This window comes from Actinomadura kijaniata NBRC 14229 (genome assembly GCF_001552175.1).
In the GTDB taxonomy this organism is placed as follows: Bacteria; Actinomycetota; Actinomycetes; order Streptosporangiales; family Streptosporangiaceae; genus Spirillospora; species Spirillospora kijaniata.
The window spans coordinates 1-17,600 of record NZ_BCQR01000218.1 but is presented as its reverse complement, the minus strand read 5'-3'; the positions used below and the strand labels follow the sequence as shown (position 1 = coordinate 17,600).

The window sequence follows — 17,600 nt, the reverse complement described above, 5'->3', positions numbered from 1 at the left end:
GCCCTGGAACGCCACCGCGCCGCCTGCCCCCGCTGCCGGGACCGCGCGGAGGTCCCGGCAGCCGCGCTGCCGTCCGCCGCGCCCGCCCCGGTGCTGCCCGCCGCGCTGCGGCACCGCGTCCTGCACACCGCCACCGACCCCGAGCTCGCCGGGTACCGCGTCGACATCGCCGCGCGCGGCGGGACGCTGACGCCCGAGGGCATGCCGGTGCAGCCGGACGTGGCGTCGCCGTTCACGCGCCGCTGGCTGCTCACCGGCGGCGGCATGGCCGGCGCGCTGGTCGCCGCGCTGGTCGCCGCACTGATGATCACCGTCCCGGCGGGCACCGTCCACTGGAACTCCGGGCCGAAGCCGACCCCCGTCATCAGCCGGACGCCCGCGTCCGACGCCCTGCGCAGCCCCGTCGGCCGCGCCCCCGGCAACGCCCCGCCCGCCGTCCGCCCCCACGGCCGCCGCACCCCCGCGGCCCCCGGGGATGACGGCACCCCCGGAACGGACCCGTCCCCCACCCCCGTCGTCCCCGGCAGGCCCAAGCCGCCGGCCCCGCCCAAGCCGGGCACGCTGGTGGTGGCCCCTGCCGAGGTCAACCTGGGCAACAAGAAGACCGCGCAGGTCACCATCACCGCCAAGGACGGCCCGGTGGACTGGCGGGTCGTGTCCTCCAGCGACAAGGTCACCGTGTCGCAGGAGGAGGGCGACCTCGGCGCCGGCGCGAGCGGCGCGCTGACGATCAAGTTGCGGAACGGGTTCCTGGGGCTGCCCGGCGAGGCCGAGCTGACGTTCATCGACGAGACCGGGGAGGAGCGCAGGGTCGCCGTCGAGTGGGGCGTGACCCTGGTGTGATCAGGCCCGTTCGCGGGCCAGATGGTCGCGGATGGTCTCCAGCTGCGCGCCCAGCGCCGCCTGCACCCGCGTCTCCATCGCCCGCGCGATGAACGGGTCCACCACCATCCGCACCAGCGGCCGCATCCGCCGCACCACCGCCGCGATCTCCCCGATCTCCTCGCCGGACGGCGGGATGTCGGTCTCCAGCCGCTGGAACACGTGCTCGTGGACCAGGTTCACGAACCGCCCCGCGATCACCTCGCAGTCGGCACGGATCTGCTCGGCGATGTCCAGCACCGCGTCCAGCGGGATCCCGGCCGCGACCAGCTCGGCGCCGACGTGCAGCAGCCGGGGGCTGGGCACCCGGTAGTGGTCGCCCTCCGGCTCGATCAGCCCGAGCGCGACGGTCCGGTCCAGCATCCGCGCGACCTCGTCCTCGGCCAGGCCCGCGCCGAACGTCGCGACCAGCTCCTCCACCGAGGCGGTGCCGGGGATCTCGTCGGACCACGGGTCGGTGAGGACCTTCTCCAGGCCGAGTACCTCGCTGACGTCCTTGCCGGTCTCCCACGCGCCGACCAGGTCCTTGATGACGGCGAAGGTGTACCCGCGCTTGAGCAGCTGGCCGATCAGCCGCAGCCGCGCCAGGTGCGAGTCGTCGTAGATCCCGACACGGCCCTTCAGCTGGGGCGGCGGCAGCAGTCCGCGGTCCTGGTAGGCGCGGATGTTGCGCACGGTGGTCCCGGCCGCGCGGGCCAGGTCGTCGATTCGGTACTCGGCCATGCCCCGCCCGCCGGTTTCGTCCTTCTTGACCGCCAGCGATCTTACTCGGCACGATTGCGCCATCGATCGATGTCGCAGACGAGGTGCCCATGGCGGATCCCCGGTTGTCCCAGGATATCGAGGAGACGCTGCTCGGCTCTCCGCTCCGTTACACGCGTGACGAGATCGAGGAACGCGCCGGGATGGACCCCGAGTACGCGCGCCGGATCTGGCAGGCGCTGGGGCTGCCCGCCCCGCCCGACGACGAGCGCGCGTTCACCGACGGTGACCTGGCCGCCCTGCTGGAGATCAGGGAGCTGCTGGCCGAGGAGGTCGTGGACGAGGAGATGGTGCTCCAGCTCGCCCGCGGCGTCGGCCAGACGATGGGCCGCCTGGCGAGCTGGCTCGGCGACGTGTGGCTGCGCAGCCTGAGCGAGCGCAACGCGTTCGACGGGCCCGCCACCCCCGAGACGGTGCGCGCCGCGCTGAAGGCGACCAGCGACCTGCAACCGGCGTTCGAACGGCTGCTGGTCCACGGCTGGCGGCGCCAGCTCGCCGCCGCCGGGCTCCGCGCCGCCGCCGGAACGATCTCCGAGACCGCCGACCTGGCCGCCGGGGTCGCCCACCAGTCGGTCGGGTTCGCCGACGTGGTGTCGTTCACGCGGATGAGCCGCCGGATGGACGGCGACGAGCTGGCGGTGTTCGTGGAACGCTTCGAGACGACCGCCACCGAGGTCGTGGCCGAGCTGGGCGGCCGGATCGTCAAGACCCTCGGCGACGAGGTGCTGTTCGTCAGCGGCGACGCGGCGGCCGCCGCCGAGATCGGGCTGCGGATCGCCGAGCGCTGCGACGAGGACCCCGACTTCCCGCGCGTCCGCGTCGGCCTGGCCCACGGCGAGATCATCATGCGGCACGGCGACGTGTTCGGCACCCCGGTGAACCTGGCGGCCCGGCTGACCGCCGTGGCCCGCCCCGGCTCGGTCCTGGTCGACAAGGCCCTGGCGGCGGAGCTGGCCGACGCCCGCGACTACGACGTCTCCCCGCTCCGCCCGCGCATCCTCCAGGGGCTGGGCCGGGTCCGCCCCCGCCTGCTCCGCAGGACCGACGCCTAGGCCGCCCCGCGCAGCCCGGCGGCCAGCGGTGCGCCGTCCCCCGGCCCGGCCGCCGGAGCGCCCGGGGGACGCCGCAGCGCCAGGTAGAGCGGGACGGCCAGCGCCAGCGACACCGTGTGCCCGACCGCCGACACCTCCAGCTCGGCCAGCCCGTCGAACAGGAACGGCAGCAGCACCGCCAGCCCCGCGCCCGCCGGGATCCGCCACCGCCACGGCGCGAACGCCACCGCCGTCAGCAGCGCGGGCGCGACGACGTAGGACGCGCCCGTGTCGAGCATGCGGCGGGCCGAGTCCGGCAGGTCCCCCGACGTCACCCGCCACCACACGATGCCCTGGCTGACGGCCGTCCCCACCGTGTGAGTGAGGCCGAACAGCAGCGCCGTGCGGGCGTTGCCGAGCCGGGCGGTGACCGGCGGCAGCGCGACCGCCGCCAGCCCCAGCCACAGCAGCGGGTGTTCGAGGGGGACCACCGCCGACAGCGGCAGCGCGGCGGGCGCGTGGGTGACGAGGTTGTCCAGGTTCGTGCTGGCCCAGGCGGCGACCGCCGCGCGCTCGCGTTCGCCCAGCAGCCGGTAGCCGGCCTCGGCGACGCCGAGCGCGCCCAGGTAGCCGAGCGCCACCGCCCGCTCGCGGGCCCAGCGGGCGAGACGGGCACGCGGGTCGGCGGGGTCCCTCATCGGCTCTCCTCCAGGGGGTCAGGAAGCGAACGGCACGCTCGCGCAGGCGATCCTCCGAGCCTGGGGGCCGTGCTCGTGGACGACCACCGATTCGGGGAACCGGCCCGGCTCGTACGTCCAATTGTGCTCGGCGGAGGCCCGCGCGCCGCCCCTCGCGTCGGTCCGGACGGAGAACCAGACCTCGTTCTCGGCGTCGACGGGGCCGCCGACCCGGTGCTGGTAGTGCCCGCCGCTCGCCAGCGGGTCCACCCCGCACCGGCCGACGTGGACATGCGCCATGAAGTGGGTCCGCGGCTTCAGGCCGCCCAGCCACAGCGTGGTGACGTTGCGCTGCCCGCGCACGCTGACCGACCGCACCTTCACCCGCGCCCCGGCGGGCACGAGCGCGGGGTCGTAGGTGTAGGACGTCGCGTCCTTCACCTTCGTCGTGACGAAGGTGTCCCGCACCTCCACCACGACGCTGTGGCCGTCGGCCGCCGCGGCCCCGCTCCCGACGGCCACCAACCCGACGGCGATCCCCGCGCCCGACAGGGCGGTCATCATCAGCTTGCGTCGCATACCGGTCATGCGCACGGTTCTCCTCTGTTCCATGGAAGACGGGTCGAGGCGGCCGCCCGGCGGCCACTCTCCGACTCCATTCCTAACGGAACGTGACGCCGCGTGGGGCCTCCGGGGGCCGCGTCATGACATCGGGACGACCGGCGTTTCCCGCCACCCGCCGGAAACGGTGGCGCGGGCCCGCCGCCGTCCCTACCCTCGGCGGGGTACGCGCGGAAGATCATCTTGTGTGGAAGGGAACCCGATGCTCCTGAACTCCCTGGCCGCCGTCCCCCTGCTGGCCTCCGGCCTCACCGCCGCCCCCGCCCTCCCGGACGGCTTCGTCGACCTGCGCCAGGTCGCCCCCAGCGTCCTGCACGACATCCGCTACCAGACCGCGCACAACTTCGTCGGCCGCCCGATCGACGGTTACCGCGCGCCCAAGTGCGTCCTCACCAAGAAGGCCGCGACCGCCCTGGCCAAGGCGCAGCGCGCGCTCGTGGCCAAGGGCTACACCCTCAAGGTGTACGACTGCTACCGCCCGCAGCGCGCCGTCAACCACTTCGTCCGCTGGGCCGAGGACGTGGACGACCAGCGCATGAAGCGCGAGTTCTACCCGTGGATGAGCAAGACCCGCCTGTTCTCCGGCGGGTACATCGCGAAGAAGTCGGGTCACAGCCGGGGCAGCACCGTGGACCTCACCCTGGTGAAGCTGCCGGCGCGCGCCCAGCGCCCCTACGTTCCGGGCGAGCCCCTCCAGCCCTGCACCGGCCCGCAGGCCCGGCGCTTCCCCGACAACTCGGTCGACATGGGCACCGGCTACGACTGCTTCGACTCCCTCGCCAACACCGCCGACCCCCGCGTCACGGGACAGGCCAAGGCGAACCGGAAGCTGCTGAAGACCACCCTCGAACGCCAGGGCTTCGCCAACTACTCCAAGGAGTGGTGGCACTTCACGCTGAAGAACGAGCCGTTCCCCAACCGGTACTTCGACTTCCCGGTGCAGTAGTCCCCGGCGCGGCGGGCGGCGCGAACGCGGAACGGGCCGCCCCCCGGCGCGGAGGGGACGGCCCGTTCGGAAGGGATGCCGTTACGGCAGGTTCGGGGGAGGCTGCACCGAGAAGACGGTGAGGGGCGACGCGTCGCCGGGGCCCCGCAGGGCGTAGGTGTTGACGTAGCCGTCGTTCGGCGTCTCGGAGGCCCAGGTGTCCGAGGTGCCCGCGAAGATCGCCGCGAAGTAGCCGTCGCCGTAGGCGCGCAGCTTGCGGGTGTAGCGGCCCTTGCCGTCGGTGGTCGCCCACCCGGCGTGGTACCAGGTCTTCTTGCCCTTGAACCGGAAGATGACCCGGATCTTCTTGCCGCCGTAGGCGCTGTGCCGGCCGAGCTTCGGCCAGTACCGCGTCAGGGTGCCGCGCACGGTCGTGTACCGGTTCTTGCGGACCGACTTCGGCGAGACGCTGATCTTCGACATGCGGGTGTTCCAGCGCCAGGTCTTGCGGACCGGGCTGGTCGCGGGCATCACGGAGGTGTCACCGGCGAACCGGACCCGCCAGTGCCCCGAGTCGTTCACCCGGAACTTCGTGGAGAAGTAGTAGTCGTCCTTGACGGTCAGCGTCCTGGCGGCCTTCCAGCCGGTCTTCCCGTCGTAGGAGTGCTCCAGCACCACCTTCTTGCCGTTCATGCTCTGCGAGGTGGTGGGGACGGTGATGCCGCCGCTGGCGTTGAACTCGCCGTAGGCGCTCAGCGAGGCGCTGAACGAGAGGACCGACCGCTGCCGCACCGCGAGCGGGAGGGCCGCGCTGCGCCCGCTCTCGTAGAAGCCCCGGCCCGCCGTGACGACGGTGTAGTCCGTGCCGCACAGCGCCTTGGCGGTGTGCCGGTACTCGCCGTTGGCGTCGGTCTTCAACTGGACGGGGTGGATGTAGCCGTTCCCGCAGGAGAAGCGGCTGGAGTCGAGCGTGAGCGGCAGGTTCGCCAGCGGCGTGCCCTTGTGGGCGACCTTTCCGGTGAACGTGACCTGCTGGCCCTCGTCGGCCTTGGACCGGTCGGCCTTCAGCGTCACCTCGGGCGTGCCGCGTTGCACCGCGACATACACCGGCTCGGACTGCCCGGCGGAGTGGCCCTCGGCCGCGACCACGTGCGCCGTCACCGGGACGGGGCCCTGCTCGCCGGTCGGGCTGAGCGTGGCGGTGAAGGAGCCGTCGTCGGCGGTGGTGGCGTCGGTGACGTCGCCCCAGGAGGTGCTCAGGTCGACCGGGACGCCCGGCAGGGCGGCGCCGGTCTCCTTGGCGGTCACCTTCCCGGAGATCGCGGCGGTCGGGTGCTCGGGGTCCACCGAGGCGGGCGCGGCCGCGAGGGTGATGACGGGGGTGACGGGATCGCCCTCGGCGGCGACGGCGGGCGCGGCGCTCAGCGACGACAGCAGCAGCGCACCCGCGACACCGATCGACAGGGGGCCGACGGACAGGGTCCGGCTCAAGAAATCACCTCGGGGGCGTTGATCGTTGACATGCGCAGAGAGGACGTCCGACGATCACCGCGGGTTGACACCGCGACCGAACCGTGACCCGGGCACTCAGCCGGAACTTGAGTACCTGAGCGGATGGCACGGCGGCCCGCCGCGGCGAGCCTGGTGCCATGCGCCCTTCCTGCCCGTCGTGCGGCACCGCGTTGCCGCTGCCCGCCCGGCCGTCGTGCCCCCGCTGCGAGCTGACGCTCACCGGCCCGTGGGCGGCGGAGCTGTGGCGTGTGGACGAGCAGATCCGCCACCTCGCCCGGTACCGCGTGGAGCTGCTCGCCGCCCTGCACTTCGCCCCGTCCGAGCCCCGCGGCGTTCCGGTCGCGGACGCGTCCCGCGCGCCGCGCGAGGTGTCGCGGCTCGGGGCGCGCAACGTGCTGCTCGCGCTCGGCGGGGCGCTGCTGGGCGTCGCGGCGCTGGCGTTCACGGCGATCAGCTGGGGGTCGCTCGGCATGGGCGCGCGGGCGCTGATCCTGCTGACGCTCACGGCGGTCGCGCTCGGCGCGGCCCGGCCGCTGACCCGGCGGGGACTGACCGCGACCGCCGAGACCCTCGCGGTCGTCGGCCTGCTGCTGGTCGTGCTCCAGTGCTACGCCGCGCGCGCCGGGAACGTGCTCGGCCTGGGCGCGGTGGACGGCCCCTGGTACGCGGCCGGGGCGGCGACCGCCGTCACCGCCGGATGGGCGTGCTACGCCCGGTACGCGCCGTTGCGGCTGCCCGCCCCGCTGGCGGTCCTGGCAGGCCAGACGCCGCCGCTGTTCACGCTGGTCGCGCTGGACGTCCCGGAGGCGGGCGCGGCGGTGGCGCTCCTGTTGCTGTCCCTGGCGAACCTGGCCGTCCGGGAGCTGCTGTCCGGCCCCGAACGCGGCGCCGCCACCCTCCTCGGCCTGCTGTCCGGCCTTCTCGGGACGCTGGCGGCGTTCGCCGTCGAACCGCGCGTCGCGCTGCCGGCGTGCGCCGCCGCCACGGCCCTGGGGTGGGCGCTGCGCCTGGACGCGAAGATCGCCGCCGTCACCGGCCTGGCCGGCGCCGCCGCCCTGGCGTTCGCGCTCCCCGACGCCTGGTCCGCCGCGTCCCCGGCCGTCGCCGCGGTCCTGGTGTCCGCCGCCGCGCTCGCCCTTCCGAACGCCGGGGGGCGGCTGCCCCCCGTGGTCGTCCCCGTCGCCGCGGGCACGCTGCCGGTCTTCGCGGTCGCCGCGGTCCAGGCGTCGCTGGACGTTTTCGCCGTGCTGGCGGGCCCGTTCGTCCACGGGGCGCCGGGAGGCTTCCTCGTCGCGACGCCGGTCGTCCTGTCGCTGCTGGCGGCGGGAGCCTGGACGCCGTACCGCCCGGCGACGCCGCCGCTGGTCGCGCTGGCCGCGCTGACGGCCGCGCCGTCGTGGACCACCGGGCTCGCGCTGGCGGTCTCGCTCGGCCTGTGGGCGGCGCTCGACCGCTCCCTCCGCGTCCCGGTCGCGGCCGCCGCGACGGTGCCGCCCGTCGCGCTGTGGACGTTCGCCGCAGCCCCGGACGCCGGGACCGAGACGCTGGTCCTGGCCGCGCACCTGCTGCTCGGCGCGGTCGTCGCCGCCGCCGTCCCCCGGCTGCGGAACCCGGCGGTCGCGTTCGCGGTCCTCAGCCTGGGCGGCCTCACGGCCGCGCTCAGCCTGCCCTGGCTGGCGCCGCACCAGGCCGCGTTCGCGCTGCTGGCGTCCGCCACCGCCGGGACGGCCGTCGCGCTGTGGGCCCGCAGCACGCTGGGGGAGGTCGTGGCCTGGCTGCTCGTCCCGGTCGCCCTCGCGATGACCCACGACCGGCCCGGCCCGCTCGCCCTGGCGTTCGCGCTGACCGGCCTGCTGGGGCTGGGCGTCGCGACGCGCCCCGGACGCCGCCGGGTCGGCTGGGCCGGCGTGGCGGCGCTCGGCGCGGCGTGGTGGACGTTCCTGCTCACGATCGGCGTCACCGCCGTGGAGGCGTACGCCGCCCCGGTCTCGGCCGTGCTCCTGGCCCTCGGCCTGCGCCGCGCCGCGTCCTCCTGGGAACGCCACGGCCCGGCGCTGGCGGTGGCGCTGGTCCCGAGCCTCGTCGCGGCCTGGCCCGGCCACGGCCCCCGCCCGCTCCTGCTCGCCCTGGCGGCCCTGGCCGTCACGCTGGCCGGCGTGCGGCTGCGTCTCCAGGCCCCGCTGCTGCTGGGCGGCGCGACCGTCCTGCTGGTGGCGGGCAACGCCGTCGCGCCGCTGGTCACCGAGTTCCTGACCCGGGTGCCCGGCTGGGCCCCGGTGGCGGCGCTGGGCCTGTTCACCCTGGTCGTCGGCGCGACCTACGAACAGCGCCTGCGCGACCTGCGCCGCCTGCGCACCACGTTCACGGCCCTGCGCTGAACCCTCACGTCGGCCCCCGTCCCTGACCGTTCTCGGCGGGCACCGGGGCCGGCTCGCCGCCGACCGTGCCCCGGCGCTCCGGCGGGGGAGCCGGGACGAGCGGGGGATCCCCCCACGGAACGGTCAGCGCGTCACGCAGCGCGTCCACCGCCGCGGTCCCGATCCGTTCGGCGAGCACGCCCTCCAGGACCGCGATCGTCGCCCGGGCGCGACGGTGGACGCGCTCGCCCTCCGCGGTCAGGCGCACCAGCCGGCTGCGCGCCGACGCCGGATCGGGCACCTGCTCCAGCAGCCCCATCGCGATCAGGCCGTGCACGGCCTGGTGCACGGTCTGCCGCGTCACCCCCATCCGCCGCGCCAGCTCCGACGCCGAGGTCCCCTCCGCGTCCAGCGCCCCGAACACCGAGGCCTGCGCGACGGTCACCGGCCGCTCGCCCGCCTCCCGCATGCTCGCCAGCAGGGCGTCCTCGAACCAGCGCCGGGCGTCGGCGAACAGCTGCGGCAGGTTGCGTGCGGACATGGCCACCGAGGATATCCGCGCCACGATTGTCAGGTAACCTGACAAAAATTTCGTCGTCCCCCAGGAGAGCGCCGATGACGATCGAGTACGCCACCCCCCACCGCGCCCGCTCGTTCCTGCCCCCGGACCCCACCCGGCCCTACTTCGTGGAGAAGGGCCTGGGGGACCGGGCGCACCTGTTCACGGACCTGGTCACCGTCTACTGCGGCGGCGAGCAGACCGAGAACACCTTCAACTTCTTCACCGTCGAGGGCCCCAGGGGCGATCTGATCCCGGCCCACGTCCACCCCGAGACCTACGAGGTCTTCTACGTCACCGACGGGGCCGTCCGCCTGTTCGTCGAAGACTTGGCGGGCGAGCAGCACGAGAAGCTGCTGACCTCGGGCGACTTCGGCTTCGTCCCCAAGAACTGCGCCCACGCCTACCGCGTGGAACGCGACCACAGCCGCATCGTCGGCGTGGCGGCGGGCCCCTCCGGCACCTACGAGCGCTTCTTCGAGAACCTGGGCACCCCCACCGAGGCCCTCGGCCTCCCCGCCGAGCCGTACATCCCGGACCCCGCGGACTTCGGCCGGGCGCAGCGGGAGTTCGACGTGCGCTTCCTGCCCGGCTTCGAGTGGAGGACGGCGGACTGATGCACCCCGACCTCCCGGCCCTGCGGCGCCCTCCGGACCCCGCGCGCCTGCCCCTGCCCCCGGCCGAGCGTCCGGCCGACGGGGTGGTCCTCCACCGGGGAGCGCCCTACGCGTTCGTCCCGGGCTTCCGTCCCCTGGAGCTGGACCTGTGGCTCCCCGCGGACGCGAGCGCGCCGCTCCCGGTGATCCTCTACGTCCACGGCGGGGCCTGGCGCGCGGGAAGGCGCTCGGTGATGAGCCCCCTGACGCGCGACTGGACGCCGGGCCCGTTCGCCCGCATGGCCCGGGCGGGCTTCGCGGTGGCGAGCGTCGACTACCGCCTGAGCGGCGAGGCGCCGTACCCGGCCCAGCTGGAGGACGTCACGGCGGCCCGGACCTGGCTGGCGACGCGGACCGACCTGGACCTGGACGTCGCCCGCACCGTGCTGTGGGGCGAGTCGGCGGGCGCGCTCCTGGCGTCCCTGGCGGCGCTGACGGCCCCCGCGAGGGCGTGCGTCGCCTGGTACGGCCACAGCGATCTCCCGGCCCTGGCGGAGCACCACCCCGACGGCGAGTCGTACACGAACGACCCGGCCACCCCCGAGGCGCGCCTCCTGGGAGCCCCCGTGGCGCGCGCCGCCCGGGCCCGCGAGGCGAGCCCCGTCACCCACGTGACCGCGTCGGCTCCGCCGTTCCTGCTCGTCCACGGATCGGAGGACAGCCTGATCCCCCACCGCCAGAGCGAGCACTTGGCGGAGGCACTCAGGAGGGCGGGGGCCGACGCGACCCTGGACACGGTCCCGGGCGCCGACCACATGTGGCTGGGCGTCCCCGGGTCCGAGGTCGAACGCGTCTTCGCCGACTCCCTGGCGTTCGCCCTCCGCCACGCGGCCTGACCCGCGACCCCCGCGGGGGCGGGGTCAGCGGCGCAGGAGGCCGTCCACCACGCGGCGGACCCTGTCCGCGGCGTCCGGCTCGCCGAGGCGCAGGGCGGTGTTGGCGGCGTTGAGCGCCGCGTCGATCTGGAAGACCGCCAGCCCGACGTCCGGCTCGGCGGTCTCGCCCGCCCCGGCCGCGTGGCGGAACTGGTCGGCGAGCAGCGACAGCCACGACTCCCGCTGCCGCCGCAGGGCGTCGTGGACCGGGCCGGGGCGGCTGTCGAACTCGGGCAGGTTGGCCGCCCAGAAGCAGCCGCCGGGGAACACCGGCCGCTCGGCGTAGGACAGCCACCGCTCCACGAGCTCACGCAGGCGGGCCGTCCCCTCCGGCGCCTCCAGCGCGGGCCGCACGACCGCGTCGAGGAACGTCTCCCGCGCGGTCTCGACGGTGGCCAGCTGGAGCTGCTCCTTGGTGCGGAACAGCGTCGCCACCCCGCTCTTGCTCAGTCCCAGGTCGGTGGCGAGGCGGCCGAGGGTCAGGCCGGTCAGCCCCTCGACGGAGGCGACGTCGGCGGCATGGCGGGTGATCGCTCTTCGGGTGCGCGCTCCGCGCGCCAGGCGTTGGTCGGTGCTCACAGCGACTCCAACCTACTCTTGAAAAAAACGTACGAACGATCGTACGTTTTGTTTGTGACCACAGCGACCCCCTTCCTCACCGAAGAGAACGATCCCCACTGCCTGCCCGCCGCCGCGGCCGCCGACCTGCTCGCGCACGCGCCGTGGCGGCGCTTCGCGAGCGTCGGCGACAGTCTGTCGGCCGGGACCGGCGACCCGAGCCCCGGATACGCCAGCCTGGGCTGGCCCGACCGCGTCGCCGACGTGCTGCGCTGGGTGCACCCCGACCTGGCCTACCTGAACACCGCCGAGACCGGCGCGACGACCTCCTGGACGCTGCTCTCGCAGCTCGACCGGCTCGTGGAGTTCGGCCCCGACCTGGTCCACGTGCCCTCCGGGGCGAACGACCTGTTCCGGCGCGACCCCGACTACACCTTCATCGAGGCCGAGCTGGCCCAGCTCTTCGAGGCCGCCGCCAGGACCGGCGCGCAGCTCACGACGGTCACCCTGGGCAGGGCGTTCGTCGTGCCGCGCTACCCCGACTGGACCGACCGGGTGCGCCGGGTCAACGACATCGTCCGCGGGCTGGCCGTCGAGCACGGCGCGGTCCTGGTCGACATGTGGGACCACCCCGTCAACGACCGCCCCGACCTGCTGAGCGCGGACGGCATCCACTTCGCCGCCGTCGGGCAGGCGGTGATGGCCACCGAGATCGTCAAGGGGCTCGCCCGCCTGCTCGACGCCGAGGGGGCGCGGCCGTGACCCGCCCGGTCGCGACCGTGCTGGTCGGGGCGTTCATGGCGACCCTCGACTCGTTCATCGTCATCGTCGCGGGGGCCAAGATCCAGGCCGACCTGCACGCGAGCGACGGCCAGCTCCAGTGGATCCTGGCCGGGTACCAGCTCACCTACGCGGTGCTGCTCATCACCGGGGGGCGCCTCGGCGACCTGTACGGCCGCCGCCGGACCTACCTCGTCGGCCTGGGCGCGTTCACCGCCTCCTCGGTCGTCTGCGCACTGGCGCAGACCGCCGCCCTGCTCGTCGCCGCCCGCCTCGCCCAGGGACTGGGGGCGGCGCTCATGCTGCCGCAGGTGTACGCCTTCCTCACCGTGCTCGTCCCCGAACGGGACCGGCACCGCGCCTTCGGCACGCTCGGAGTGGCGCTCGGAACGGCCAGCATCGCGGGGCAGCTGGTCGGCGGCCTGCTGATCGGGGCCGACGTGCTCGGCACCGGCTGGCGGTCGGTGTTCTGGATCAACGTGCCGATCGGCCTGGCCGCGATGGCGCTGGCGGCCCGCCGGCTGCCGGAGTCCACCGCGCCGCGCGCCCGCCGGCTCGACCTGCGCGGCGTGGCGGTGCTCAGCGTGGCGCTGTTCCTGGTGGTGTTCCCCCTGATCCAGGAGACCGGGTGGACCTGGGCGTTCCTGGCCGCGAGCATCCCGTTCCTGGCCGCCTTCGTCCTCCTGGAACGCCGGATCGCGGCTCGCGGCGGCGACCCCCTGGTCAGGATCTCGCTGTTCCGGACCCGGGCGTTCTCCGTCGGGGTGCCCCTGGTCCTGGTCGTCTACACCGCCGTGACGTCCTACTACCTGGTCCTGTCGGTCTCGCTCCAGGACGGGCTGGGCCTGTCGGCGCTGGAGGCGGGGCTGGTCTACACCCCCGCGGCCGTCACGTTCTTCGTCTTCAGCCTGCTGGCCGGACGCCTGGTCCCCGTCCACGGACGCCGCGTCCTGGAGATCGGCGCGATCGTGCTGGCCCTCGGCTACGCGTCCACGGCGCTCCTGCTGTCCGGCGGCGTGGACTACACCCCGGCGGCGGTGATCCCGACCCTCGTGCTGCAGAGCGCGGGCGGCGGAATGCTGATCACCCCGGCGCTGAACGCCGTCCTGGGCCGGATCGCCCCCGAGGACGCCGGCGTCGCCTCCGGCGTGCTGTCCACGGCTCAGCAGGTCGGCGGCGCACTGGGCGTGGCGGTCGTCGGCGTCGTGTTCTTCGGGACGTTCACCGCCCCCTCCCGGGCGGCCGAAGCCCTGGCGGCGGCGTCGCTGGTCACCTGCGCGGCCGCCGTGACCGCGGCGGTCCTGGTGTTCCTGCTGCCCCGCCGGCGGCCGGTGCCCGCTCCCCGGAGAGAGGAACCCGCTCCGCTCTCCGAGCGGAGCGCCCCCTGACGGCCCACCGAAGCGTCGGCGGACGGCCGGGGGGAATGGCCGTCCGCCGACGCGGCGCGGGAGAGCGGTCAGGCTCCTACTTGATCCGGACCAGCTTGGAGCAGACGATCTTCTGGAACGGCTTGTCCTCGAGCGTCAGCGTGATGCACTTCTTGGCGTAGACCTTCCGGGTGCCCTTGGGGTCCTTGAAGGTGTAGTCGATCTTGACCGACGGGCCGTGCGACGAGCGGCTCCTCTTCCAGGGCTTGCCCTTGGGGGAGTCGAGGTGGAAGACCACCCACGCGGCGTTGGGGTCGGGGACCAGGGTGTTCCGCACCGTCCCGGTGATCCTGGTGGACTTGGTCTTCTTCTTCCACTCCCACTTGCCCGACGCCTTGACGTACCCGACGCCCTTCGGCGTGGTCGCGGTGAGGTTCCAGCTGCCCTTCGTCTTCGGCGCGGCCTCGGCGACCGGAGCCGTCACGCCCATCGCGATCGCGGCGGCGGCGCAGGTGAGGACGATCTTCCGCATGGTGTCCCTTCGTCGCTGGTTGCGCAGCACATTGTGGTGACCCCCGGTGCCGGGCGGACAGGAACCAGGGGGCCAACCTCACCGGGCGGTGCTAGCCCCCAGGGGCCACCCGCCGGTGCCCGCCCGCGGCTCCGCGCCGCCGGAAAAGGACGTCCGGCTCCACTTCCCCTTTCGCGGAATTCCTCTCCCAAAAGAAGGGCAATGCGCTTCCGCCGTGCCGGGGGGAAGCGGCGTGCTGGGCTAGCCTGACCCGACTGGTCAGTGCCGCCCGCCTGCCGGAGGGCTCGCCGTGGTTTCGGCCCCTTGTGCCGCGGCGAGCCCGTTCGCCTCTCCACGCTCAGGTCCCGGAAACAGACGCGCCGGAAGGATGAGTACTTGTCGAAGACCGCTTTTCGGTGCGCGATGGGAATTCTGGCCGGTGCGGGCACTCTGCTCGCCGTCTCCAAAGGTTGTGTCTCCGATGACGTGACGCGTCGGAGCGTGGAGGGGACGCCCCCGGAAACGCCCGGAGCGAGCGTCTCGCCGTCGCCGTACGCCCTGTCGGAGGACCGCCGCCCCGGCGCCCCGGCGACGCTCGTCAAATGGCGGGGACGAGTCCGTTTCCACGAGCGGTTCAATTCCCTGGAGGTCGGCCGGGGAAAGAGGTGGGGATGGAAGAGCGCGGCGTATTCCAACTGCCTCCACAATTCCGGCCGCTACAAGCTGGACCGGCTGGACCGCCGCGCGTTGCGCGTCCGGCGCGGGGCGCTCGACATCACCGCCACCCCCGCCGGCGCCGGGCGGTGGCGCACCGGGCTGATCACCACGGGCGACTCGTGCGGCTCGGGCGGAAGGGGCTTCACCGTCCGGCAGGGGGACCTGGTCGTCGCCCGGGTCCGGCTGCCCGACGCCCGCAGGGGCTCGTGGCCGGGGATGTGGACCTGGCGGCGGGGGAACAACGAGGTCGACCTGTTCGAATGGCATGCGGACCACCCCGACATCCTGGAGTTCGTCAGCCATCCGGCCCGGACCGTGAAATTCTTCCGCTCCCGGGACGTCGACCGGGGGCGCTGGGTTGACATCGCCGTTCATCTGGGAAGGAAGGACACCAGGTGGTTCACCGCCCCGGCGGGGCGGCGCATGCGCCTGGCCTTCGCGGACGGAAAGGGAATCGAGAAGGGGTTTCGGGCCCATCTCGTCGTCAATCTCTCCGTTTCCGACGGAAAGCTTCATCCACGACCGGCCGACCGGCGCCCCATTCGATTCAAGGTGGCGTGGATAAAGGTGATCGGGAATGCCGCGCTCCATGTCGGGCGGGGCGGCTAGCGAGGGTTCACCCGGCCGGTGGAGGCAATCGGGCAACCGCGACACTCCGTGGAGAGGGTCAATCTTTACTCTGGAATGTGTTTAACGAAGTTCGATTCCAGAAAGCATGGCTCGTACAAGTGGTCGGCCAATTGTCCTAGTCGGGCGGGAACCAGTGAACAGAGCCATGGAAGACAAAAACCGGTACTGCTCCCTCGGCGTCGCCCTCACCTCGGCGGCGACCGTTCTGGTGGGGGCCGGACCTCCGGGGCACGCGATGGAGCCGGCGCATCGGGCGGTTCCGTCCTGGTGTCCGCAGGAGGGAACGCCCGCCGAGCTCGACGCGCTGCCGCGCCGGATACCGGTCGATCGGTGCGATATGCGCGGAAAGAGAATCGACATCGGCGGCGGCGTCACCATGACCGTGCCGCGCGAGAACGGATGGGTGTCGGCACGCGTGATCGGCCTGCGGGACGCCGATGCCGTCCGGGCCGGTTACGACCCGGCGGAGGACGCCGTTCTGCTCGAAAGCGGGACCCCTCCGGAGGAGGAGTCGCCGGAACCCGGTGACCGGATCGCCGAACGCGACGCGTGCAACGACTCGTCGTGGGCCTCCACCAAACTGTCCTGGCGCAGATCCAGCACCATCAGGTGGAAGTACTACTTCGACGGCCAGACGGGAGGACTGGACGAAGGCGACTTCGCACGGGAAATCGTCCGGGGCGTCTCGAACGCGGTGAACGCCGTGACCGACTGCACGCCGGAGAAGAGGTTCACACCCGCGCCCAACATCCGTGCGGAGTTTCTCGGCAAGTCGGACGCCCGCCCCAATATCGGCGCGAACGGCTCCTGCTCCCGCCGGGACGGGCAGAGCGTGATCGGTCTCGGGGAGATGCGGGGCGTCGAGCCGTGGGTGCTCGGCGTGTCCTGCGCCTGGCAGGTGTGGCGGCACACCGTCGAGGGCGACGTCCTCCTCCGGGCGAAGGGGAGGCCGTGGTGGCTCTCGGGGGTCAGCAAGGGCCGCTGCCCCGCCAACCACTACGACCTGGCGTCGGCGGCGACCCACGAGGCCCTGCACCTGCTCGGGCTCGGCCACACCGACGGGAAGGCGCACTCCGCGCTCACCATGGCGCCGGTGATCAAGGCGTGTGACACCGGCGCGTCGACCCTGGGCTGGGGGGACTACCTCGGTCTCCTGCGGCTGTACGGGCCGAAGGGGGAGGGCTGAGCCCGCCCGGCCCCACCGCGTGAGGGGAAACGAAAGGGGAGAGCCGATGGAACCGGCTCTCCCCTCCGAGTACGTGGACCGTACTCGCGACTTGTTAGTCGTCGATGGCCGAGCCGTTGGCGCAGTGGCCGTGCTCCTTGTTGGTGGCCAGGATGTTGTCGATCACAACGGCGATCACGCCGACGTTGACGTCGCGGCACGTCTGGACGCCGAGGATCTGAGAGTTGCTCTGGTACTCGTCGTTGTCGTCTCCGTGGGCCATCGCGGGAGTCGCGCTCATCAGCGCGCCGCCGACGACCAACGCCAGGAGGCCGGTACGGGCCAGACCCTTCATGGTTCTTCCTCTCCTTCTCTGCGGACAAGACGCAAATCACGCCTGTCGGCGCATGAATCATTTTCGCTGATGCAGCATTCCCGAAACGACCTCGGCCACGCCGTGATTGCGACTCTTGAAGATTTTTTTGGAATTGCAGTAACCCGGCCGCCCGGGTGTCGCCGAACTTCACCTTCGGCAAGTTTGGGTGGATGTTGCCCTCCCTTGCCGAGGGATGTACATCATACCTTCCAAGGAAACGCGAGAAAGGTTTTCTACTTACCCAAAACTGATTCGACGTTCGTTAAAAAGAATGAGCCGACCCCGGCCGGTCTGTCATGCTGGTGGACGTTAACCGCCTTGTTGATTTGGTGCGTTTTCCAGCATTGTCCAGATCAAGTCGAAACGGCGGGATGATTGCGAAGCGCCCGTGCAGCCGCCTGGTCACTCCACGTGGAGCGCCGCGGTTGTTCAACCGTGGGAAGGACACCGAAATGGCAGCCCAGGGATTGAGTGCGCCGACAATTCCGCAGGGAAGCGGCGGCTCGTCTCTTCCCGCCGACGGGGCGACGGGGGCTGTCCACGCCGACGACCTGCCGCCGACGCGGGCGCGGCGCGTTCGGGCGGCCCTGGTCGCGGGCCACGCCGCGGGCGCCGCGGGCGCCGACGCCGCGGCGGCCT

The 17,600-nt window shown here is 73.1% G+C and carries 18 protein-coding genes and 1 pseudogene; 11 read left to right on the top strand and 8 right to left on the bottom strand.

All coding sequences use genetic code 11. The annotated features are described in order from the left end of the window. Nucleotides 1-843, top strand: a pseudogene (locus tag AKI01S_RS52215) (RNA polymerase sigma factor); the annotation flags it as partial. Here the strand turns inward: AKI01S_RS52215 and AKI01S_RS43990 are convergent. Beyond that, nucleotides 844-1,605, bottom strand: a complete 762-nt coding sequence (locus tag AKI01S_RS43990; protein WP_067832012.1) for a MerR family transcriptional regulator — start codon at nt 1,603-1,605, stop codon at nt 844-846. A gap of 104 nt (nt 1,606-1,709) precedes the next feature. On the opposite strand from AKI01S_RS43990, the gene AKI01S_RS43985 reads away from it, so the two are divergent. Further along, nucleotides 1,710-2,696: an adenylate/guanylate cyclase domain-containing protein gene (locus AKI01S_RS43985; RefSeq protein WP_245682038.1), complete on the top strand. Its 987-nt coding sequence runs from the start codon at nt 1,710-1,712 to the stop codon at nt 2,694-2,696. Here AKI01S_RS43985 and AKI01S_RS43980 read toward each other — a convergent pair. Further along, the gene (locus AKI01S_RS43980) at nt 2,693-3,373 is read right to left on the bottom strand and encodes a rhomboid-like protein (RefSeq protein WP_067832009.1); all 681 of its coding nucleotides are present in this window, start codon (nt 3,371-3,373) and stop codon (nt 2,693-2,695) included. The two genes, AKI01S_RS43985 and AKI01S_RS43980, sit on opposite strands and share 4 nt — an antisense overlap. 18 nt (nt 3,374-3,391) lie before the next feature. After that, nucleotides 3,392-3,940: a hypothetical protein gene (locus tag AKI01S_RS43975; protein WP_157420577.1), complete on the bottom strand. Its 549-nt coding sequence runs from the start codon at nt 3,938-3,940 to the stop codon at nt 3,392-3,394. 235 nt (nt 3,941-4,175) lie between these two features. Here AKI01S_RS43975 and AKI01S_RS43970 point away from each other — a divergent pair, with 235 nt between their 5' ends. Further along, nucleotides 4,176-4,919, top strand: a complete 744-nt coding sequence (locus tag AKI01S_RS43970; RefSeq protein ID WP_067832005.1) for a M15 family metallopeptidase — start codon at nt 4,176-4,178, stop codon at nt 4,917-4,919. An 81-nt stretch (nt 4,920-5,000) separates the two neighbouring features. Here AKI01S_RS43970 and AKI01S_RS43965 read toward each other — a convergent pair whose 3' ends face one another. Beyond that, nucleotides 5,001-6,389, bottom strand: coding sequence for a peptidase associated/transthyretin-like domain-containing protein (locus tag AKI01S_RS43965; protein ID WP_067832003.1), 1,389 nt, complete (start codon nt 6,387-6,389; stop codon nt 5,001-5,003). Nucleotides 6,390-6,547: 158 nt separating this feature from the next. Between AKI01S_RS43965 and AKI01S_RS43960 the strand changes: the two genes are divergently transcribed. Further along, on the top strand, nt 6,548-8,788 hold the full coding sequence (locus tag AKI01S_RS43960) for an SCO7613 C-terminal domain-containing membrane protein (protein ID WP_067832002.1): 2,241 nt from the start codon (nt 6,548-6,550) through the stop codon (nt 8,786-8,788). Between the two features lie 4 nt (nt 8,789-8,792). Here the strand turns inward: AKI01S_RS43960 and AKI01S_RS43955 are convergent, their stop codons facing one another. Then, entirely contained in the window at nt 8,793-9,308 is a 516-nt protein-coding gene (locus AKI01S_RS43955) for a MarR family winged helix-turn-helix transcriptional regulator (protein WP_218010052.1), read from the bottom strand. Between the two features lie 74 nt (nt 9,309-9,382). Here AKI01S_RS43955 and AKI01S_RS43950 point away from each other — a divergent pair, with 74 nt between their 5' ends. Together AKI01S_RS43950 and AKI01S_RS43945 are read left to right on the top strand one after the other, a co-directional pair. After that, on the top strand, nt 9,383-9,943 hold the full coding sequence (locus AKI01S_RS43950) for a quercetin 2,3-dioxygenase (protein WP_067832000.1): 561 nt from the start codon (nt 9,383-9,385) through the stop codon (nt 9,941-9,943). After that, a complete protein-coding gene (locus AKI01S_RS43945) occupies nt 9,943-10,818 on the top strand; it encodes an alpha/beta hydrolase (RefSeq protein ID WP_067832015.1) in 876 nt (291 codons plus the stop codon). Before AKI01S_RS43950 ends, AKI01S_RS43945 begins: the two co-directional genes overlap by 1 nt. Before the next feature lie 24 nt (nt 10,819-10,842). Here AKI01S_RS43945 and AKI01S_RS43940 read toward each other — a convergent pair whose 3' ends face one another. After that, nucleotides 10,843-11,436, bottom strand: a complete 594-nt coding sequence (locus AKI01S_RS43940) for a TetR/AcrR family transcriptional regulator (RefSeq protein ID WP_067831998.1) — start codon at nt 11,434-11,436, stop codon at nt 10,843-10,845. A gap of 54 nt (nt 11,437-11,490) precedes the next feature. Here AKI01S_RS43940 and AKI01S_RS43935 point away from each other — a divergent pair, with 54 nt between their 5' ends. Beyond that, entirely contained in the window at nt 11,491-12,177 is a 687-nt protein-coding gene (locus AKI01S_RS43935; RefSeq protein WP_067831997.1) for an SGNH/GDSL hydrolase family protein, read from the top strand. Beyond that, nucleotides 12,174-13,583: an MFS transporter gene (locus tag AKI01S_RS43930; RefSeq protein ID WP_067831995.1), complete on the top strand. Its 1,410-nt coding sequence runs from the start codon at nt 12,174-12,176 to the stop codon at nt 13,581-13,583. Before AKI01S_RS43935 ends, AKI01S_RS43930 begins: the two co-directional genes overlap by 4 nt. 76 nt (nt 13,584-13,659) lie before the next feature. On the opposite strand, the gene AKI01S_RS43925 is transcribed toward AKI01S_RS43930, so the two are convergent. Next, on the bottom strand, nt 13,660-14,094 hold the full coding sequence (locus AKI01S_RS43925; protein ID WP_067831994.1) for a hypothetical protein: 435 nt from the start codon (nt 14,092-14,094) through the stop codon (nt 13,660-13,662). Between the two features lie 375 nt (nt 14,095-14,469). Here AKI01S_RS43925 and AKI01S_RS51410 point away from each other — a divergent pair, with 375 nt between their 5' ends. Together AKI01S_RS51410 and AKI01S_RS43915 are read left to right on the top strand one after the other, a co-directional pair. Beyond that, on the top strand, nt 14,470-15,399 hold the full coding sequence (locus tag AKI01S_RS51410) for a hypothetical protein (protein WP_157420575.1): 930 nt from the start codon (nt 14,470-14,472) through the stop codon (nt 15,397-15,399). 358 nt (nt 15,400-15,757) lie between these two features. Then, nucleotides 15,758-16,606 carry a matrixin family metalloprotease gene (locus tag AKI01S_RS43915; protein WP_067831992.1) on the top strand — a complete coding sequence of 283 codons (849 nt, stop codon included), beginning with the start codon at nt 15,758-15,760 and terminating at the stop codon, nt 16,604-16,606. 94 nt (nt 16,607-16,700) lie between these two features. Here the strand turns inward: AKI01S_RS43915 and AKI01S_RS43910 are convergent, their stop codons facing one another. Next, complete coding sequence (locus AKI01S_RS43910; RefSeq protein ID WP_067831990.1) at nt 16,701-16,940, bottom strand: hypothetical protein; 240 nt, start codon at nt 16,938-16,940, stop codon at nt 16,701-16,703. A gap of 473 nt (nt 16,941-17,413) precedes the next feature. Here AKI01S_RS43910 and AKI01S_RS53070 point away from each other — a divergent pair. Then, nucleotides 17,414-17,600: hypothetical protein (locus AKI01S_RS53070; RefSeq protein WP_218010051.1), on the top strand; the 187-nt coding region annotated here is incomplete at its 3' end.